Annotated in this window: 14 protein-coding genes; 6 read left to right on the top strand and 8 right to left on the bottom strand. The window is 71.5% G+C overall.

From position 1 onward, the window contains the following. Together D3272_RS23375 and D3272_RS23370 are read right to left on the bottom strand one after the other, a co-directional pair. The gene (locus D3272_RS23375) at positions 1 to 774 is read right to left on the bottom strand and encodes an SDR family NAD(P)-dependent oxidoreductase (protein ID WP_129221627.1); all 774 of its coding nucleotides are present in this window, start codon (positions 772 to 774) and stop codon (positions 1 to 3) included. Between the two features lie 93 nt (positions 775 to 867). Further along, a complete protein-coding gene (locus D3272_RS23370; RefSeq protein ID WP_129221626.1) occupies positions 868 to 1,032 on the bottom strand; it encodes a YqaE/Pmp3 family membrane protein in 165 nt (54 codons plus the stop codon). A gap of 195 nt (positions 1,033 to 1,227) precedes the next feature. Here D3272_RS23370 and serA point away from each other — a divergent pair, with 195 nt between their 5' ends. Further along, on the top strand, positions 1,228 to 2,466 hold the full coding sequence (gene serA, locus D3272_RS23365) for a phosphoglycerate dehydrogenase (protein WP_129221625.1): 1,239 nt from the start codon (positions 1,228 to 1,230) through the stop codon (positions 2,464 to 2,466). 28 nt (positions 2,467 to 2,494) lie between these two features. Here serA and D3272_RS23360 read toward each other — a convergent pair whose 3' ends face one another. After that, the gene (locus D3272_RS23360; RefSeq protein WP_129221624.1) at positions 2,495 to 3,925 is read right to left on the bottom strand and encodes a short-chain fatty acyl-CoA regulator family protein; all 1,431 of its coding nucleotides are present in this window, start codon (positions 3,923 to 3,925) and stop codon (positions 2,495 to 2,497) included. Positions 3,926 to 4,053: 128 nt separating this feature from the next. Between D3272_RS23360 and D3272_RS23355 the strand changes: the two genes are divergently transcribed. The 5 genes from D3272_RS23355 to mce are packed head-to-tail and all read left to right on the top strand — an operon-like array spanning position 4,054 to position 11,628. Then, complete coding sequence (locus D3272_RS23355) at positions 4,054 to 5,586, top strand: acyl-CoA carboxylase subunit beta (protein WP_129221623.1); 1,533 nt, start codon at positions 4,054 to 4,056, stop codon at positions 5,584 to 5,586. A gap of 19 nt (positions 5,587 to 5,605) precedes the next feature. Further along, complete coding sequence (locus tag D3272_RS23350) at positions 5,606 to 7,618, top strand: acetyl-CoA carboxylase biotin carboxylase subunit (RefSeq protein ID WP_129221622.1); 2,013 nt, start codon at positions 5,606 to 5,608, stop codon at positions 7,616 to 7,618. A gap of 10 nt (positions 7,619 to 7,628) precedes the next feature. Then, positions 7,629 to 9,047: a methylmalonyl-CoA mutase family protein gene (locus tag D3272_RS23345; RefSeq protein WP_129221621.1), complete on the top strand. Its 1,419-nt coding sequence runs from the start codon at positions 7,629 to 7,631 to the stop codon at positions 9,045 to 9,047. Next, on the top strand, positions 9,044 to 11,221 hold the full coding sequence (gene scpA / locus D3272_RS23340; RefSeq protein ID WP_129221620.1) for a methylmalonyl-CoA mutase: 2,178 nt from the start codon (positions 9,044 to 9,046) through the stop codon (positions 11,219 to 11,221). Before D3272_RS23345 ends, scpA begins: the two co-directional genes overlap by 4 nt. Beyond that, on the top strand, positions 11,218 to 11,628 hold the full coding sequence (mce, locus tag D3272_RS23335; RefSeq protein ID WP_129221619.1) for a methylmalonyl-CoA epimerase: 411 nt from the start codon (positions 11,218 to 11,220) through the stop codon (positions 11,626 to 11,628). The genes scpA and mce overlap by 4 nt, the downstream gene beginning before the upstream one ends. 275 nt (positions 11,629 to 11,903) lie before the next feature. On the opposite strand, the gene dhaL is transcribed toward mce, so the two are convergent. The 5 genes from dhaL to D3272_RS23310 are packed head-to-tail and all read right to left on the bottom strand — an operon-like array spanning position 11,904 to position 16,235. Beyond that, positions 11,904 to 12,551 carry a dihydroxyacetone kinase subunit DhaL gene (dhaL, locus tag D3272_RS23330; RefSeq protein ID WP_129221618.1) on the bottom strand — a complete coding sequence of 216 codons (648 nt, stop codon included), beginning with the start codon at positions 12,549 to 12,551 and terminating at the stop codon, positions 11,904 to 11,906. Further along, positions 12,551 to 13,558 (bottom strand): dihydroxyacetone kinase subunit DhaK, encoded by a 1,008-nt coding sequence (locus D3272_RS23325; RefSeq protein ID WP_129221617.1) that lies wholly within the window; start codon positions 13,556 to 13,558, stop codon positions 12,551 to 12,553. The genes dhaL and D3272_RS23325 overlap by 1 nt, the downstream gene beginning before the upstream one ends. A 12-nt stretch (positions 13,559 to 13,570) precedes the next feature. After that, entirely contained in the window at positions 13,571 to 14,344 is a 774-nt protein-coding gene (locus D3272_RS23320) for a GolD/DthD family dehydrogenase (protein WP_129221616.1), read from the bottom strand. Between the two features lie 24 nt (positions 14,345 to 14,368). Next, a complete protein-coding gene (locus tag D3272_RS23315) occupies positions 14,369 to 15,178 on the bottom strand; it encodes a DeoR/GlpR family DNA-binding transcription regulator (protein WP_129221615.1) in 810 nt (269 codons plus the stop codon). 28 nt (positions 15,179 to 15,206) lie between these two features. Then, the gene (locus D3272_RS23310; RefSeq protein WP_129221614.1) at positions 15,207 to 16,235 is read right to left on the bottom strand and encodes a substrate-binding domain-containing protein; all 1,029 of its coding nucleotides are present in this window, start codon (positions 16,233 to 16,235) and stop codon (positions 15,207 to 15,209) included. Between the last annotated feature and the right edge of the window lie 2 nt (positions 16,236 to 16,237).

Here is a 16,237-nt window from a genome sequence, read left to right as displayed (position 1 = left end):
TCAGAGCGACGAGACGAGGTGGCCGCCGTCGACCGCGATCTCGGCACCCGTCATGTAGCGCGACGCCCCCGAGCACAGCAGCAGCAGGGGGCCGTCGAGGTCCCCGGGCTGGCCGAGCCGCCGCTGCGGCACGCGCTTCAGCATGGCGGCGCCGGCCTCGGAGCGGAAGAAGTCGCGGTTGATGTCGGTCTCGATGTAGCCGGGGCAGAGCGCGTTGACCCGCACGCCGTGCCGCGCCCATTCGAGCGCCAGCGCCCGGGTGAGCTGCAGGAGGCCGGCCTTGGACGCCGCATAGGCGGCGACGCCGCCGGCGACGCGCAGGCCCAGGATCGACGCGACGTTGACGATGCTGCCCCCGCCCGCGCCCTTCATCAGCCCGGCGGCGGCCTGTGCCGCCAGGAAGGCGCCCTTGAGGTTGGTGTCCACCACGGCGTCCCAATCGGCCTCGGCGAGGTCGAGGGCGGGCGCCGTCGTGGCGATGCCGGCATTGTTGACCAGGATGTCGAGCCGGCCCCAGCGCTGCGCCACGGCCGCGACGGCGGCCCGCACCGAGGCCGCGTCGGCGACGTCGAGGGCGAAGGGCGCGGCCTCGCCGCCCCCCGCCGCGATGGCGTCGCACACCGCCCCGCAGGCCTCGTGCCGCCGGGCCGCCACCGCCACGCTGGCGCCGGCGCGCGCCAGCACCCCCGCGAAATGCGCGCCGAGCCCGCCCGAAGCCCCCGTCACCAGGGCGACGCGGCCGCGCAGCTCCGCCGTCAAGCCGTCGCCCGGCATGCATCCTCCCCTCGACCTCCGGCGCACCTTCGGCCCGGAAGCGGGAGCTTGGCCCGGATCGCCGTCGGGGGGAAGGCCGACATCGGTGGAGTCTCAGGCGGCCTGCCGGTCGCGGCACACGATGAGGGCCCAGATCGTCGCCGGGATCCAGCCGATCAGGCTGAGGTGGAGCAGGATGCACAGGACGCCCTGGACGGCGTGGCCGCGCAGGAACATGGCCAGCCAGGGGGCGAGAAAGCAGATGAGGATCATGATCATGGCGGCGGCTCCGTTCCGCTGCGGCCCGGGTCGGGGGTGCCAAGCGCAACGCGCCGTCGTGTCCGGCGTTCCCGCCGATGCGCGGTCCACGATGCTGACCCCACGTCGAAATGGGTCGACGCGGCGTCGCCTCTCGGCTAGCCCTGCCGCCGGACGGGCCCGGCCCGCGCCCGCCCGAGGCACACGAGAGATCCGATGATTCCGCGCTACTCCCTGTCGAAGGACAAGGTCCGCGTCCTCCTTCTGGAGGGCATCAGCCAGACCGCCGTCGACCTCTTCACCCAGGCCGGCTACACGAACGTGACGCGCCTCAAGACCGCGCTCGACGGCGAGAAGCTCGTGGAAGCCCTGCAGGGCACCCACATCCTCGGCATCCGCTCCCGCACCCAGATGACGCGGGCCATGACGGCGGCGGCCGACCGGCTGATGGCGGTGGGCTGCTTCAGCGTCGGCACCAACCAGATCGACCTCGACGCCGCCCGCGAGGTCGGCATCCCGGTGTTCAACGCGCCCTTCTCCAACACGCGCTCGGTCGCCGAACTCGTGATCGGCGAGATCGTGATGCTGCTGCGCCGCGTGTTCCCGCGCTCGGTCGCGGCGCACGAGGGCGGCTGGGACAAGTCCGCCACCTTCAGCCACGAGGTGCGGGGCAAGGTGCTGGGCATCGTGGGCTACGGCAACATCGGCACGCAGCTGTCGAACCTCGCCGAGGCCATGGGCATGCGGGTGGTGTATTTCGACACGTCCGACAAGCTGCGCCACGGCAACACCGACCCGGTCGACAGCCTCGGCGAGCTGCTGGCCCAGAGCGACGTCGTCAGCCTGCACGTGCCCGAGACGCCCGCCACCCACAACATGATCGGCGAAAGCGAACTGCGGGCCATGAAGCCCGGCGCCTACCTCATCAACAACAGCCGCGGCACCGTGGTGGACATCGACGCGCTGGCCCGCGCCCTGCGCGACGGGCACCTGCACGGCGCGGCCGTCGACGTGTTCCCGGTGGAGCCGGGGTCCAACGCCGAGCGTTTCACCTCGCCGCTCCAGAGCCTCGACAACGTGATCCTGACGCCGCATGTCGGCGGCTCGACGCTGGAAGCGCAGGAGCGCATCGGTGCCGAGGTGGCCCGCAAGCTCGTCGAATATTCGGACGGCGGCTCGACGGTGGGGGCGGTGAACTTCCCGCAGGTGCAGCTGCCGCCCCGGCCCAACGGCACGCGCTTCATCCACGTCCACCAGAACCTGCCCGGCATGCTGCGCAAGATCAACGAGGTGTTCTCCTCGCGCGACATCAACATCACGGGCCAGTTCCTGCAGACCGACGGGGACGTCGGCTACGTGGTGGTCGAGGCCGTGGACCTCGGCGAGCGCTCGGAAAGCCTGCTGGAGCAGCTGCGTGCCATCGACGGCACGATGCGGGCGCGCCTGGTTTATTGAGGCGGGGAGCCGGTGGCCCGTACCCGGCTCAGCGCCGCACCATGCCGTAGGGCAGGACGCCGCGCCGGCCGGAGGGAACGCCGATGGTGCCGTCGTAGGGCGGCACCGCGCGCTGGTGGCAATCGGCGCGCTCGCAGAGCCGGCAGTTGGTGCCGATCAGCGCCACCTCGGCGGGGGCGCGCTGGTCGATGCCGTCGGCGTAGACCAGCGCGCCCGCATGGGTCAGTTCGCAGCCGAACCCCACGGCATAGTGCCGCCGCATGGCGCCGAAGGCGCCGCCGGCCTTGGTGATGGCGTGGGCGACCGACAGGTAGCGCACCCCGTCCGGCATCTCGACGACCTGCACCAGGAAGTGGCCGGGCCGTTCGAAGGCCTCGTGCACGTTCCACAGCGGGCAGGCCCCGCCGGTGCGGGCGAACTGCAGCCGGGTCGCGCTGTGGCGCTTGGTGATGTTGCCGGCCCGGTCGATCCGCAGGAAGTAGAACGGCACGCCCTCGTGCGCCGGCCGCTGCAGCGTCGAAAGCCGGTGGCATACCTGCTCGACGCTGACGCCGAACGTGTCGGACAGGACCTCCACGTCGTGGCGCTGGCGCGCGGCCTCCTCGCGGAAGCGGCGGTAGGGCATCAGCAGCGCGCCGGCGAAGAAGTTCTCGAGCGCCAGGCGGGCGACGGCCCGTGCGGCCTCGGTGCGGAAGGGCGCCGAGGCGATCTCGCGCTCGATGATGTCGCCCTGCGTTTCGGCGGCGATGTGGCAGGCGAGCAGGAACTTGCGGGACGGCAGGCTCTCGCCCCGGCTGAGCCGCAGGTGCCGCTCGACGGGGTCGAAGCGGCTGCGGTCACCCCCCGCGTCGGCGACCCCGACGGTCGACACGCGGGTGCGCAGGTCCGTGGCGAGGTAGCCGACGAGGCCGTCGTAGGACACGCCCGCCTCGCCCCAGAGCGAGGCGGCCAGCGCCTCGGCGCTGCGGTCGAGCGCGTCGATGTAGTTGCCGACGTCGTGGAAATAGTCCCGGACCTCGTCGAACGGGAAGGGGAGGTGCGCCGACCCGTCGGAGCGCCCGCCGTCGATCACGGCGTCGAGGTCGCGCAGCTTCTCCTCCGTCCTGCGGTAGACGGCGTGGAGGTCGAGGATGGCGCGGCCGAGCTTGGGGGCCGACACGGCGAGGGTTCGCAGTTCGCGCGGCCCCACCGCCAGCCCGGAGAACAGGGGATCGGCCAGCATCTCGCGCAGGTGCGCCGCCAGCCGTTCGGCCCCGTCGTCCGAGAGTTCGGCGACCTCGATGCGCAGCGCCCGCGCCACGTCCACGAGCAGCACCGCCGTCAGGGCGCGCTGGTTGCCCTCGATCTGGTTCAGGTAGCTCGGCGAGATGCCGAGGCGCCGCGCCAGGTCGGCCTGGCTGATGCCGGCGGCCTCGCGGCGTTCGCGGATGAGGCTCCCGACGAAGATCTTACGCTTCATTTGTGGATCCGCGTCGTTAACAGATTTGCAAGTTAGCGCGAAAGCCTTTGCAACGCCACGCCGGTCGGTCCCATTGGACGCACAACGGGACGCGCCCGGCCGGCGCGCCCCTCCACCGAGAGTCTCGCATGCGACATGTTCTGGTCGACCTGGATCGGCGGCGCGCCGAGGCGGCGGCGGGCGGGGGCGAGCGGCGCGTGGCGGCGCAGCACGCCAAGGGCAAGCTGACGGCGCGCGAGCGCATCGAACTGCTGCTCGACCCCGGCTCCTTCGAGGAATACGACACCTTCGTCGAGCACCGGTCGGTCGACTTCGGCATGGAGAAGACCAGGATCCCGGGCGACGGGGTCGTGACGGGCTGGGGCACCGTCAACGGCCGCGCCGTCGTGGTCTTCTCGAAGGACTTCACGGTCTTCGGCGGCTCGCTCAGCGAGACGCATGCCGGCAAGATCACCAAGGTGCAGGATCTCGCCATGAAGATCCGGGCCCCCATCATCGGCCTGTTCGATGCCGGCGGCGCCCGCATCCAGGAGGGGGTGGCGGCGCTGGGCGGCTACGGCGAGGTGTTCCGCCGCAACGCCGAGGCGTCCGGCGTCATCCCGCAGATCTCCGTCATCATGGGCCCCTGCGCGGGCGGCGACGTGTATTCCCCCGCCATGACGGACTTCATCGTCATGGTGCGGGACACCAGCTACATGTTCGTGACCGGCCCGGACGTCGTGAAGACCGTCACCAACGAGAGCGTCTCGGCCGAGGACCTCGGCGGCGCCCGGGTGCACACCACCCGGAGCTCCATCGCCGACATGGCCTTCGACGACGACGTCGAGGCGCTGCTGCAGGTGCGGCGGCTCGTCGACTTCCTGCCCGCCAACAACCGGGCGGGCGTCCCCGAATGGCCCTCCTTCGACGATGTCGAGCGGCGCGAGGACGCGCTCGACACCTTGGTGCCCGAGAACCCCAACACGCCCTACGACATCAAGGAGCTGGTGGCGAAGGTCGTCGACGAGGGCGACCTGTTCGAGATCCAGGGCGCCTTCGCCCGCAACATCGTGACGGGCTTCGCCCGCATCGGCGGCCGCACGGTCGGCGTGGTGGCGAACCAGCCCCTGGTGCTGGCGGGCGTGCTCGACAGCGACGCTTCGCGCAAGGCCGCCCGCTTCGTGCGCTTCTGCGACAGCTTCGAGATCCCCATCCTCACCATCGTCGACGTGCCGGGCTTCCTGCCCGGCACCGCGCAGGAATACGGCGGGCTCATCAAGCACGGGGCGAAGCTGCTCTTCGCCTATTCGCAGGCGACGGTGCCGATGGTGACGGTGATCACCCGCAAGGCCTTCGGCGGCGCCTACGACGTGATGGCGTCGAAACACGTCGGCGCCGACGTGAACTACGCCTGGCCCACCGCCCAGATCGCCGTGATGGGCGCCAAGGGCGCGGTCGAGATCATCTTCCGCCAGGACATCGGCGATCCGGGCAAGATCGCCGGGCGCACGCGGGACTACGAGGAGCGGTTCCTGTCGCCCTTCGTGGCGGCCGAGCGCGGCTACATCGACGAGGTGATCCGCCCGCGCTCGACGCGCCGGCGCGTCGCCCGGGCCTTCGCCATGCTGCGATCGAAGGCGGCCGAGAAGCCCTGGCGCAAGCACGACAACATCCCCCTGTGACGACGACGGATCCGCGCCCATGTTCAAGAAGATCCTCATCGCCAACCGGGGCGAGATCGCCTGCCGCATCATCCGCACGGCGCGGGCGATGGGCATCGCCACCGTGGCGGTCCATTCGGAGGCGGACCGGGATGCGCTGCACGTCGAGATGGCCGACGAGGCCGTCGCCATCGGGCCGAGCCCGGCGGCGCAATCCTACCTCGTGATCGACGCCATCGTGGAGGCCTGCCGGGCGACCCGGGCCGAGGCCGTCCACCCGGGCTACGGCTTCCTCAGCGAGCGCGAAGCCTTCGCCGAAGCGCTGCGCGCCGCCGGCATCGCGTTCATCGGCCCCAACCCGCACGCCATCGCCGCCATGGGCGACAAGATCGCGTCGAAGCGCTTCGCCCGCGCCGCCGGCGTTTCCACCGTGCCGGGCAACCTCGACGTGGTCCGCGACGCCGCCCACGCCGTCGCCATCGCCGAGGCCATCGGCTATCCCGTGATGATCAAGGCCAGCGCCGGGGGCGGCGGCAAGGGCATGCGGATCGCCCACGCGTCGTCGGAGGTGGCGGACGGCTTCGCCCGCGCCACGTCGGAAGCCGCCGCCTCCTTCGGCGACGACCGGGTCTTCATCGAGAAGTTCATCGAGAACCCGCGCCACATCGAGATCCAGGTGCTGGGCGACCGGCACGGCAACGTCATCCACCTCGGCGAGCGCGAATGCTCGATCCAGCGCCGCAACCAGAAGGTCCTGGAGGAGGCGCCCTCGCCCCTGCTCGACCCCGAGACCCGGGCGCTGATGGGGGCCCAGGCCGTGGCCCTCGCCAGGGCGGTCGACTACGATTCCGCCGGCACGGTCGAGTTCGTGGCGGGGCAGGACAAGAGCTTCTTCTTCCTCGAGATGAACACGCGGCTGCAGGTCGAGCATCCCGTGACCGAACTCGTCACCGGCATCGACATCGTCGAGCAGATGATCCGCATCGCCGCCGGCGAGCCCCTGGCGATCCGCCAGGAGGACGTGCGGATGCGGGGCTGGGCCGTGGAGGCCCGGATCTACGCCGAGGACCCGACGCGCGGCTTCCTGCCCTCGACGGGCCGCCTCACCACCTACCGGCCGCCCGCCACCGGCACCCGGGACGGCGCCACGGTGCGGGTCGACACGGGGGTGGGCGAGGGCGGCGCCATCTCGATCTTCTACGATCCCATGATCGCCAAGCTCGTCACCCACGCGCCGACGCGCGACGAGGCCGTGGCGGCTCAGTCCCACGCGCTCGACAGTTTCGCCATCCAGGGCATCCGCCACAACATCCCCTTCCTGTCCGCCCTCATGGCGCATCCGCGCTGGAAGGAGGCCCGGCTGTCGACGGGCTTCATCGCCGAGGAGTTCGGGGCCGAGTTCGTCAACCCCGTCCCCACCGGCGCCGTGGCGCTGCGGCTCGCCGCCGTGGCGGCGGCGGTGGACGCCAAGCTCAACGACCGCAAGCGGCGCATCTCGGGCCAGATGCCGGTGGCGCGCCCCGTGGTCTTCGAGCGCCGCCGCACCGTGGCGATCGGGGGGCGCGACATCGTCTTCACAATCGAGAGCGGCGAGGGGGGCGGCGACCGCTGGACCCTGCACGTCGAGGGCGGCGGGCCGGTGGCGGTCGAGGGCGCGTGGCGGCCGGGCGAACCCGTGTGGCACGGCACGGTGGCGGGCGAGCGCATCGCGGTCGGCGTGGTGCCGGTGCCGAACGGCGCCCTCCTGTCCCATGCCGGCGCCTTCGCGGACGCCCGCGTCTACACGATGCGCGAGGCGGAACTCGCCCGGCTGATGCCCGAGAAGGTGGCGGGCGGCTCCGGCAAGCAGGTGCTGTGTCCCATGCCGGGCCTCCTGCGCGAGGTGCTGGTGGGCGAAGGCCAGGCCGTCAAGACGGGCGAGTCGCTGGCGGTGGTTGAGGCCATGAAGATGGAGAACGTGCTCAAGGCCGAGCGCGACGGCACGGTGGCGAAGATCCTCGTCAAACCCGGCGACAGCCTCGGCTTCGAAGCCGTGATCCTCGAATTCGCGTGAGGGAGCCCGCATGACCGCGCCCGACCCCGCTTCTCCCAACCACGCCTTTCCCGACCCTGCAGGCGAGGCCGCGTGGCGCGCCGCCGTCGCCAAGGTGCTCAAGGGCGAGGACGCGGCCGAGCGCCTCGTCGGCCGGACCCTCGACGGCATCCCGGTCGCGCCGCTCTACCCGCCCGCCGCCGCCCCCGGGCCGTCCGGCGCGAGGCCGCCCTGCACGGTGGCGGCGCGGCTCGACGCCGACGAGGTTTCGCCCCTCGACGACGTCGAGAACGGCGCCGACGCCCTCGTGCTGGTCTTCGCCGGGGCCGGCACGGCCCGGGGCTTCGGGCTCGAGCCCGCCGCGCTGGCGCCGGCGCTGGAGGGCGTCGCCATCGCGCACCTGCCGCTGCGGCTCGAACCCGCGCCCTACGGCGGGCTCGAAGCCGTGCGGGCGCTGCTCGAACTGGCGGATGCCCGCCGCGTCGACGCCGCCGCGCTCGACCTCGACGCCGGCATCGATCCCCTGGGCGCCATGGCGCGCACCGGCGAGGCCCCGGAGCCCTGGCGGGTCCTGTCCGGCCTCGTCGCCGAGGTCGTGGCGGCGGTGCGCGGCCGCGGCCTCGCGGGGCCGCTCCTGCTGGCCGATGGCCGGCCCCACCACGAGGCCGGCGCCTCCGAGGCGCAGGAGCTCGCCGCCGTGCTGGGCACCGGCCTCGCCTACCTGCGCCTGCTGGAGGCCGCCGGCACGCCGCTCGACGCGGCCCGGCGCAGCCTGTCCTTCCTGCTCCCGGCCGACGCCGACAAGATCCTCACGATCGCCAAGTTCCGTGCGCTGCGCCGGCTCTGGGCCCGGGTCGAGGCGGATTGCGGGCTCGATCCCGCGCCGATCCGCCTCCAGGCCGAGACGTCCTGGCGCATGCTGGCGCGGCGCGACCCGCCCACCAACCTGCTGCGCAACGCCCTCGCCGTCGCCGGCGCCATGCTGGGCGGGGCGGACGGCGTCACGGTGCTGCCCCACACGGCGGCGCTGGGCCTGCCGGAGGCCGGCGCGCGCCGGCTCGCCCGCAACACCGCCCTCGTGCTGCGCGACGAGGCGGGGCTCGACCGCGTCGCCGACCCCGCCGCCGGCGCGGGCGCCTTCGAAGCCTTGACCGAGGGCCTCTGCGCGGCCGCCTGGGACGTTCTCGCCGCCACCGAGCGGGCCGGCGGCCTGCCGGCGGCCCTGGCCGACGGCTCCTGGGCGCTGCGGCTCGCCGTGACGCAGGGGCGGCGCATCGCCGACTTCGCCTCCGGCGCCCGCACCCTCGTCGGCACCACCGCCTATCCGCTCGACGCGGAGCCGCCGCCCGCCGTGCTGCGCCCGATGCCGCGCGCCGCGCCCCGCGCGCCCGCCGCCCTGCCGTGCCTGCGCGACGACCAGCTCGTCGGCCCCGAGGGAGCCCTGCCATGAGCGCCATCCCGGATTTCGCCGCCCTGCCGTGGCGCCCGGCCGCCGCGCCGGGCTCGGGCCGCACCGGCACGCCCCGCATCGCGCCCGAGGGCATCGCCATCCGGCCCAGCTACGGACCGGAGGACCGCACCGGGCTCGCCGGCATCGACGGCTTCCCCGGCCAGGCGCCGTTCCTGCGCGGCCCCTATCCCACCATGTATGCCACCCAGCCCTGGACGGTCCGGCAATATGCCGGCTTCTCCACGGCGGAAGCCTCCAACGCCTTCTACCGGCGCAACCTCGCGGCCGGCCAGAAGGGCCTGTCGGTGGCCTTCGACCTCGCCACCCACCGGGGCTACGACAGCGACCATCCCCGCGTCGCCGGCGACGTCGGCATGGCGGGCGTCGCCATCGATTCCATCCTCGACATGCGCCAGCTCTTCGACGGCATCCCGCTCGACCGGATGAGCGTGTCGATGACCATGAACGGCGCCGTGCTGCCCATCATGGCGCTCTACATCGTGGCGGCCGAGGAGCAGGGCGTCGCGCCCGAACAGCTCGCCGGCACCATCCAGAACGACATCCTCAAAGAATTCATGGTGCGCAACACCTACATCTACCCGCCCGGGCCCTCCATGCGGATCGTGTCGGACATCTTCGCCTACACGTCGACGCGCATGCCGCGCTTCAACTCCATCTCGATCTCCGGCTACCACATGCAGGAGGCCGGGGCGACGGCCGACCTCGAACTCGCCTATACGCTGGCGGACGGCGTCGACTACATCCGGGCGGGACTGGCGGCCGGGCTGAAGATCGACGACTTCGCCCCGCGCCTGTCCTTCTTCTTCGCCGTCGGCATGGATTTCTTCACCGAGGTGGCGAAGCTCAGGGCCGCGCGGCTGCTGTGGTCGCGCCTCGTCGCGCCCTTCGCGCCGCGCTCCGACAAGTCGCTGGCGCTGCGCACCCATTGCCAGACCTCGGGCTGGTCGCTGACCGCGCAGGACGTGTGGAACAACGTCACCCGCACCATGGTGGAGGCGATGGCGGCGACGCAGGGCGGCACCCAGTCGCTCCACACCAACGCGCTCGACGAGGCGCTGGCGCTGCCGACCGACATGTCGGCCCGCATCGCCCGCAACACCCAGCTGGTGCTGCAGCGCGAAAGCGGCACGACCCGCGTCATCGACCCCTGGGGCGGGTCCTTCTTCGTCGAGCGGCTGACGGCCGACCTCGCGGCCCGCGCCACCGCCCATATCGCCGAGGTCGAGGCGCTGGGCGGCATGGCCCGCGCCATCGAGGCGGGCCTGCCCAAGCGGCGCATCGAGGAGGCGGCGGCGGAAACGCAGGCCCGCATCGACGCCGGCACCCAGGCCGTGGTGGGCGTCAACCGTCACCGCCCCGCCGCCGAGCCGCCGCTCGACGTGCTGCGCATCGACAATGCCGCGGTGCGCGAGGCCCAGCTCGCCAAGCTGGCCCGGCTCCGGGCCGGGCGCGACGGGGCCGCCGTCTCCGGCAGCCTCGCGGCGCTGACGGGCGCGGCGCGGGACGGCACCGGCAACCTTCTGGCGCTCGCCGTCGACGCCGCCCGGGCCCAGGCGACTGTGGGCGAGATCTCGGCGGCGCTCGAAGCCGCCTTCGGCCGGCATGCCGCGACCGGGCAGCTGATCTCCGGCGTCTACCGGCGCGCCGCCGGCGACAGCCCCGCGGTGGCGCGGGTCTCGCGCAGGGTGGCGGACTTCACGGAGGACCACGGCGCCAAGCCCCGCATCCTCGTCGCCAAGGTCGGCCAGGACGGGCACGACCGCGGCCAGAAGGTCATCGCCTCGGCCTTCGCCGACCTCGGCTTCGCCGTGACGGTCGGCGACCTCTTCGCCACGCCGGGCGAGGTGGCGGCGCGGGCCGTGGCGGAAGGGGTCGACATCGTGGGCGTGTCGTCGCTGGCGGCCGGGCACCTGACGCTGGTGCCGGCGGTGCGGGCCGCGCTCGACGCCGCCGGGCGTGCCGACATCCTGCTGGTGGTCGGCGGCGTCATCCCGCCGGACGACGTCGCGGCCGTGAGGGCGGCGGGCGTGGCGGCGGTGTTCCCGCCCGGCACGGTGGTGGCGGAGGCGGCCGAAGCGCTGCTGGCCGCCCTGGAGGAGCGCTTCGGCTACGTCCAGAAGGACCCGGCCGCCTATGCGGGAAGCGCGGCATGATCGGGCGGCTCAACCACGTCGCCATCGTGGTGCCGGACCTCGCCGCCGCGGCGCGGACCTATGCCGAGGGGCTCGGCGCAACCGTCTCGCCCCCGCGGGACCTGCCGGAGCACGGCGTGACGGTGGTGTTCGTGGCGCTGCCCAACGCCAAGGTGGAACTGATGGCGCCGCTCGGCCCGGCCTCGCCGGTGGCGGGGTTCCTCGCCCGCAACCCGGCCGGCGGGATGCACCACGTCTGCTTCGAGGTCCCCGACCTTCGCGCCGCGCGCGACAGGCTCGTCGCCCAGGGCCTGCGCGTGCTGGGCACCGGCGAGCCGCAGACCGGCGCCCACGGCAACCCGGTGCTGTTCCTCCACCCGAAGGACCTGCACGGGACGCTGGTGGAACTCGAGGAGGTGTTCGACTGAGCTTCGCTTAGAGCAGATCGCGATCAGGTCGAGTCACCTGATCGCGTGAAGATGCTCGCAAAAACATGGCACTAGAGCTGAAGTCGCGAGCCAAGGCGAGCGGCGACGGCTCTAGTGGTTCTCTCGTGCGGGTCGACAAAGGCCTGGCGCGCGACGCTGTCGCGGCGCGCCAGGCCATGGAGCGACGGATCACCGACGGCGGCGCCACGAGCCGGCGACTGGCTGCAGGCAGGCTTCTGAGAGACAACCGCGATATTCGATCGCTTCTTGGGTTCTCAGTCGTCCAACTGTCTCCGCAATCCATCCGCCAGGGCATGAAGCAACATTCGGCAGGAGGCCGCGCCTGCGTCGAGGTGGCCGCGCGAACGCTCGCCGAGGCGGCTGGCTCTGCCGATCTTCGCCACGAGGTCGCGGGTCGATGCGAAGCCCCGTTCAGCGGCGTCGTCGAGCGAGCCGAGGCAGGCGGAGAAGTCTTCGCCCCGGCCCGCTGCGGCGTCGAAGGCGTCCCTCGCCGGCACCAGCACGTCGACGAGGCTCTTGTCGCCGAGCCTACCCTCGCCGAGGTCGACCACCGCCGCGACGCCGGCGCGCAACATCGCGGCGAAGCCGTCGCGATCGAGCGTGGTGCGGCCTCGAAGGAACGTCGACATGTCGAGGAAGAAGCTGCCATAGAGCGGCCCCATCGAGCCGCCGATCTCGTCGAGAAGCGTCTCGGCCAAGACGCCGAAGCCTTCACCGAGGCCGGTGGGCGCGGCGTCGAGCTTCTGCCCCGTGCGGCGGAAGCCCTTGCTCATGTTGACCCCATGGTCGCCGTCGCCGACGGCGCCGTCGAGATCGTTGAGCAGTGCCGCGTTGTCCACGATGACCTTGATCATATCGTGGAGGATCGGGCCGGCGGCCGCGAGATCGATCGTGTCCGACATCAGGCGTCTCCCGTCACGGTGAGGCCGATCGAGCGCGCCTTGGCGCCGAGCAGGCGGTCGAGTTCTGCGTCGAGCCGGGTGAGCGTCACCGAGGCGCCCATCATCTCGAGCGAGGTGAAGTAATTGCCTACGAACCGATGCCGCACGCGGATCCCGGCCTCGGCCAGGATCTCGGCGACATGAGCGTAAAGGATGTAGAGTTCCATCACCGGCGTCGCGCCGAGGCCCGACACCAGCACGGCGACGTCGTCGCCGCGGGCGAAGGGCAGATCGGCGAGGATCGTCTCCATCATGGTGGCCGCCATGGCCCGGGCCGGCGCGATCGGCCGGACCGCGATACCCGGCTCGCCGTGATGGCCGATGCCGACCTCCATGGTGCCGTCCGCGATGCTGAAGTTCGGCTTGCCGGCGGCCGGGATGGTGCAGGCCGAGAGGCCGATGCCGACGCTGCGGGTGGCGTCGATGGTCTTCTGCGCCACCGCGATTACGGTTTCGAGGTCGGCGCCTTCGGCCGCCAGCGCCGCCGCGGTCTTCCACATCAGGATCTCGCCCGCGACCCCGCGGCGCTTGCCGCGCTCGTCGGGGGGCGCCGAGGCGGCATCGTCGTTGGCCACGACCGTCCTGACCGCGAGCCCGTCCCGCGCCGCGAGCCGGACCGCCATCTTCACGTTCATGTTGTCGCCAGCGTAATTGCCGTAGAGGCAGGCGACACCGCGCCCGCCATCGGCGGCCTTGAAGGCCGCCTCGAAGGCGCGGGCCGTCGGCGAGGCGAAGACCTCGCCGATCGCGACGGCGTCGAGCAGGCCCGGCCCGACATAGCCGACGAAGGCCGGCTCGTGGCCCGAACCGCCGCCCGTCACGACGCCGACCCGCCCCACGGCGCCGGCGCCGGCCACCCGGATGACGCGGGGATGGGCGGTGCCGGCGAGGAGGTCGGGATGCGCCGCCGTGAGACCCTTGAGCGCGTCCTCGACGACGTCGTCGGGATCGTTGATGATCCTGTTCATGAGTGGGCGTCCTTATTGGATGGTGTAGCCGCCGTCGATGGCGAGGTCGGCGCCGTTCACCATGGCGGCAGCCGGACTCGCGAGGTAGACGGCCGCGAGGGCGATCTCCTCCGGCTGGGCGAAACGGCGCGACGGGATCAGCTTCTTCATCGCCTCGCCGACCTCGCCCGCCCAGGCCTGGCGCCCGAGATCGGTCTCGACGACGGTGGGGCTGATCGCGTTGACGGTGACGCCGTGCGGGCCCCATTCCAGCGCCAGGACCTTGGTCATGCCGACGATGGCGGCCTTGCTGCTGCAATAGGCGACATGGGACTGCAAGGCGACGCTGGCAGCTTGTGACGCCATGTTGATGATGCGGCCTCGGCCGCGCGCCACCATGTGGGCGCCCGCCGCCTGCGCGAAGAGGAAGGGTGCCGTCAGGTTCACGGCCAGCGTCGCGTCCCAATCGGAACGGCTCGCCGCGACGGCCGGGGCGAGCCGGACGATGCCGGCATTGTTGACCAGGATGTCGATCGACCCGAGACGTCGGATCACCTCGTCGACCGTCCGGCTCGGAGCCCCGTCGGCCGCGACATCGACCACCAGTCCGACATGATCCGGACCGAGAGCGCTGGCTGCCGCCGCGACGCCGGGATCGCGGTCGACCAGGGCCAGGCGGGCGCCGCTGTCGGCAAAGGCCCTTGCGATCGACAGGCCGATGCCGCTCGCCCCTCCGGTGACGAGAGCGGTGAGCCCCGCCAGCGAGAAGCCCTTCGAGGTCGTGGATAGTTCGGGCACGGGAGACATCTCCTTGGACTTCTGATGAGGGGGTCAGCAGTCGACGATGGTCAGGGCCGCACCGGCCTCTCGCATCTGCTGGCGAACGGGTTCGGCCAAGCCGGAATCGGTGATGACGGCGTGGAAGGCATCGAGCCCCGCCATGCGGTTCAGCGCCGTGGCGCCGAATTTGGAGCTGTCGGCGATGAGGACGCTGCGGGCCGCGCTGGCCATGAAGGCACGCTTGGTCTTGAGAACCTCCTCGTCCTGATGATGGACAAAGCCGTCGATGATCGAGGAGGTGGACATGAACAGGAGGCCGGCCCTCAAGGAGGCCACTGTCGTCTCGCAGATCAGGCCGAAAAAGGCGTTGAGCCGCGTGTTGTAGGTACCGCCGAGGCCGACCAGGCGGATGCCGTGAGCCTCCTTCAGCGCGTCGACCATTGCGATGCCATTGGTGATCACGGTCAGCGGCGTCTTGCTCGACAGATGGGGAACCATGCACAGCGTCGTGGTGGACTCGTCGAGGATGACGGACTGGCCGGGCTGGATGAGCGCCGCCGCCGCGCGGGCGATGGCGGCCTTCTGGCGTTCGGCGAGGTGAATCCGGTAGCTGAAGCTGCTCTCCACCGAACCCGTCTCGTGCAGCGTGACGCCGCCGTGCTGCTTGCGAACGGTGCCCCGCTCCACCAAGGCGTCCAGATCGCGGTGGACCGTCATGCGGCTCACCCCGAACCGCGACGCCAGATCCTCGACCTGCGCCGACCCGGATCGGATGATCTGCTCCAGCATGAGCTTGCGCCGGTTCTCGATGGCGCGCGCGCTGCGGATCGGGTCGGTGCCTTGGGGCGTGACGTCGCTCATCCAGCCTCACTCGGCGGTGGAGCCGCCTTCACTCGTTGGCATATTGCCCGGACGCCATATTCTGTTTGATCAGTTCGGGCAGGCCTTCGATGAACTTATCCGAATGATCGAAGAGCTGGTCGTAGAATTTGTCGACATTGGCCTTGGTGATGGCGGGCATCTGCAGCATGGCCTCCTTGGGCACGGGCTTGCCTTGGAGGTGGTCGACCGCGACCTGGACCGCCATGCCGAGCTCCAGCGCGCCGTTTTGCAGGTTGGTCTCGATGATGTCGCCCGAGCGGATGGCGCGCAGGCCGTCTTTGATGGCGTCGACGCCCGAGACCGGGATCTTGCCGGCGAGGCCCTTCTCCTTCAGCGCCTGGATGGAGCCGATGGCCATGTCGTCGTTCTCGGAGATGAGGCCGTCGATCTGGCCGTTGTAGCGCGACAGCCAGTCCTGCATCAGCTTATAGGCTTGGGTGCGCTCCCAGTTGGCGGGCTGCATGGCGAGCACCTTGATGCCGGGATTCTTGGCCAGGATGTTCTGGATGCCCTTGGTGCGGTCGATGGCGCCCGACTGACCCACGGGGCCCTGCATGATGACGACGTTGCCCTTGCCCTTCAACGCGTCGACGACCGCCTGAGCTTCCTGCTCGCCCGCCCCGACATCGTTCGGCCCCACGTAGGAGACGAGCTTCGCGGCTTCCGGCCCCGAGATCGAAAGATTGGTGGCGATGACGGGGATGCCCGCCTTGGTGGCCTGTTCGATCTGCGGGCCGAGCGTGGCGGAATTCACCGCCGCGATGATGATGACGTCGACCTTCTGGTTGATGAACTGCTGGATCTGGGAGATCTGCGCGTTGACGTCGTTGTGGGCGCTCTGCCAGAGCAGCGTGCCGTTGATGGCCTTGGTGATGGCTTCGGCGCCCTGCTTGCCCCAGGCGATGAACGAGGACATGTCGTAGACCGTGAAACCGATCACGGGCTTGGCCTTGTCGGCGAAAGCCGGCGTGGCGGCGAGCAATGCCGCGGTGGCGGCGAGAACGGTCCGCAGGCCGGAACGCTTCGAGACTTTCATGG

Source organism: Lichenibacterium ramalinae (genome assembly GCF_004137085.1).
GTDB classification, from domain to species: domain Bacteria; phylum Pseudomonadota; class Alphaproteobacteria; order Rhizobiales; family Beijerinckiaceae; genus Lichenihabitans; species Lichenihabitans ramalinae.
The sequence above is the reverse complement of the archived record's forward strand: the minus strand, read 5'-3'. Positions and strand labels throughout refer to the sequence as shown.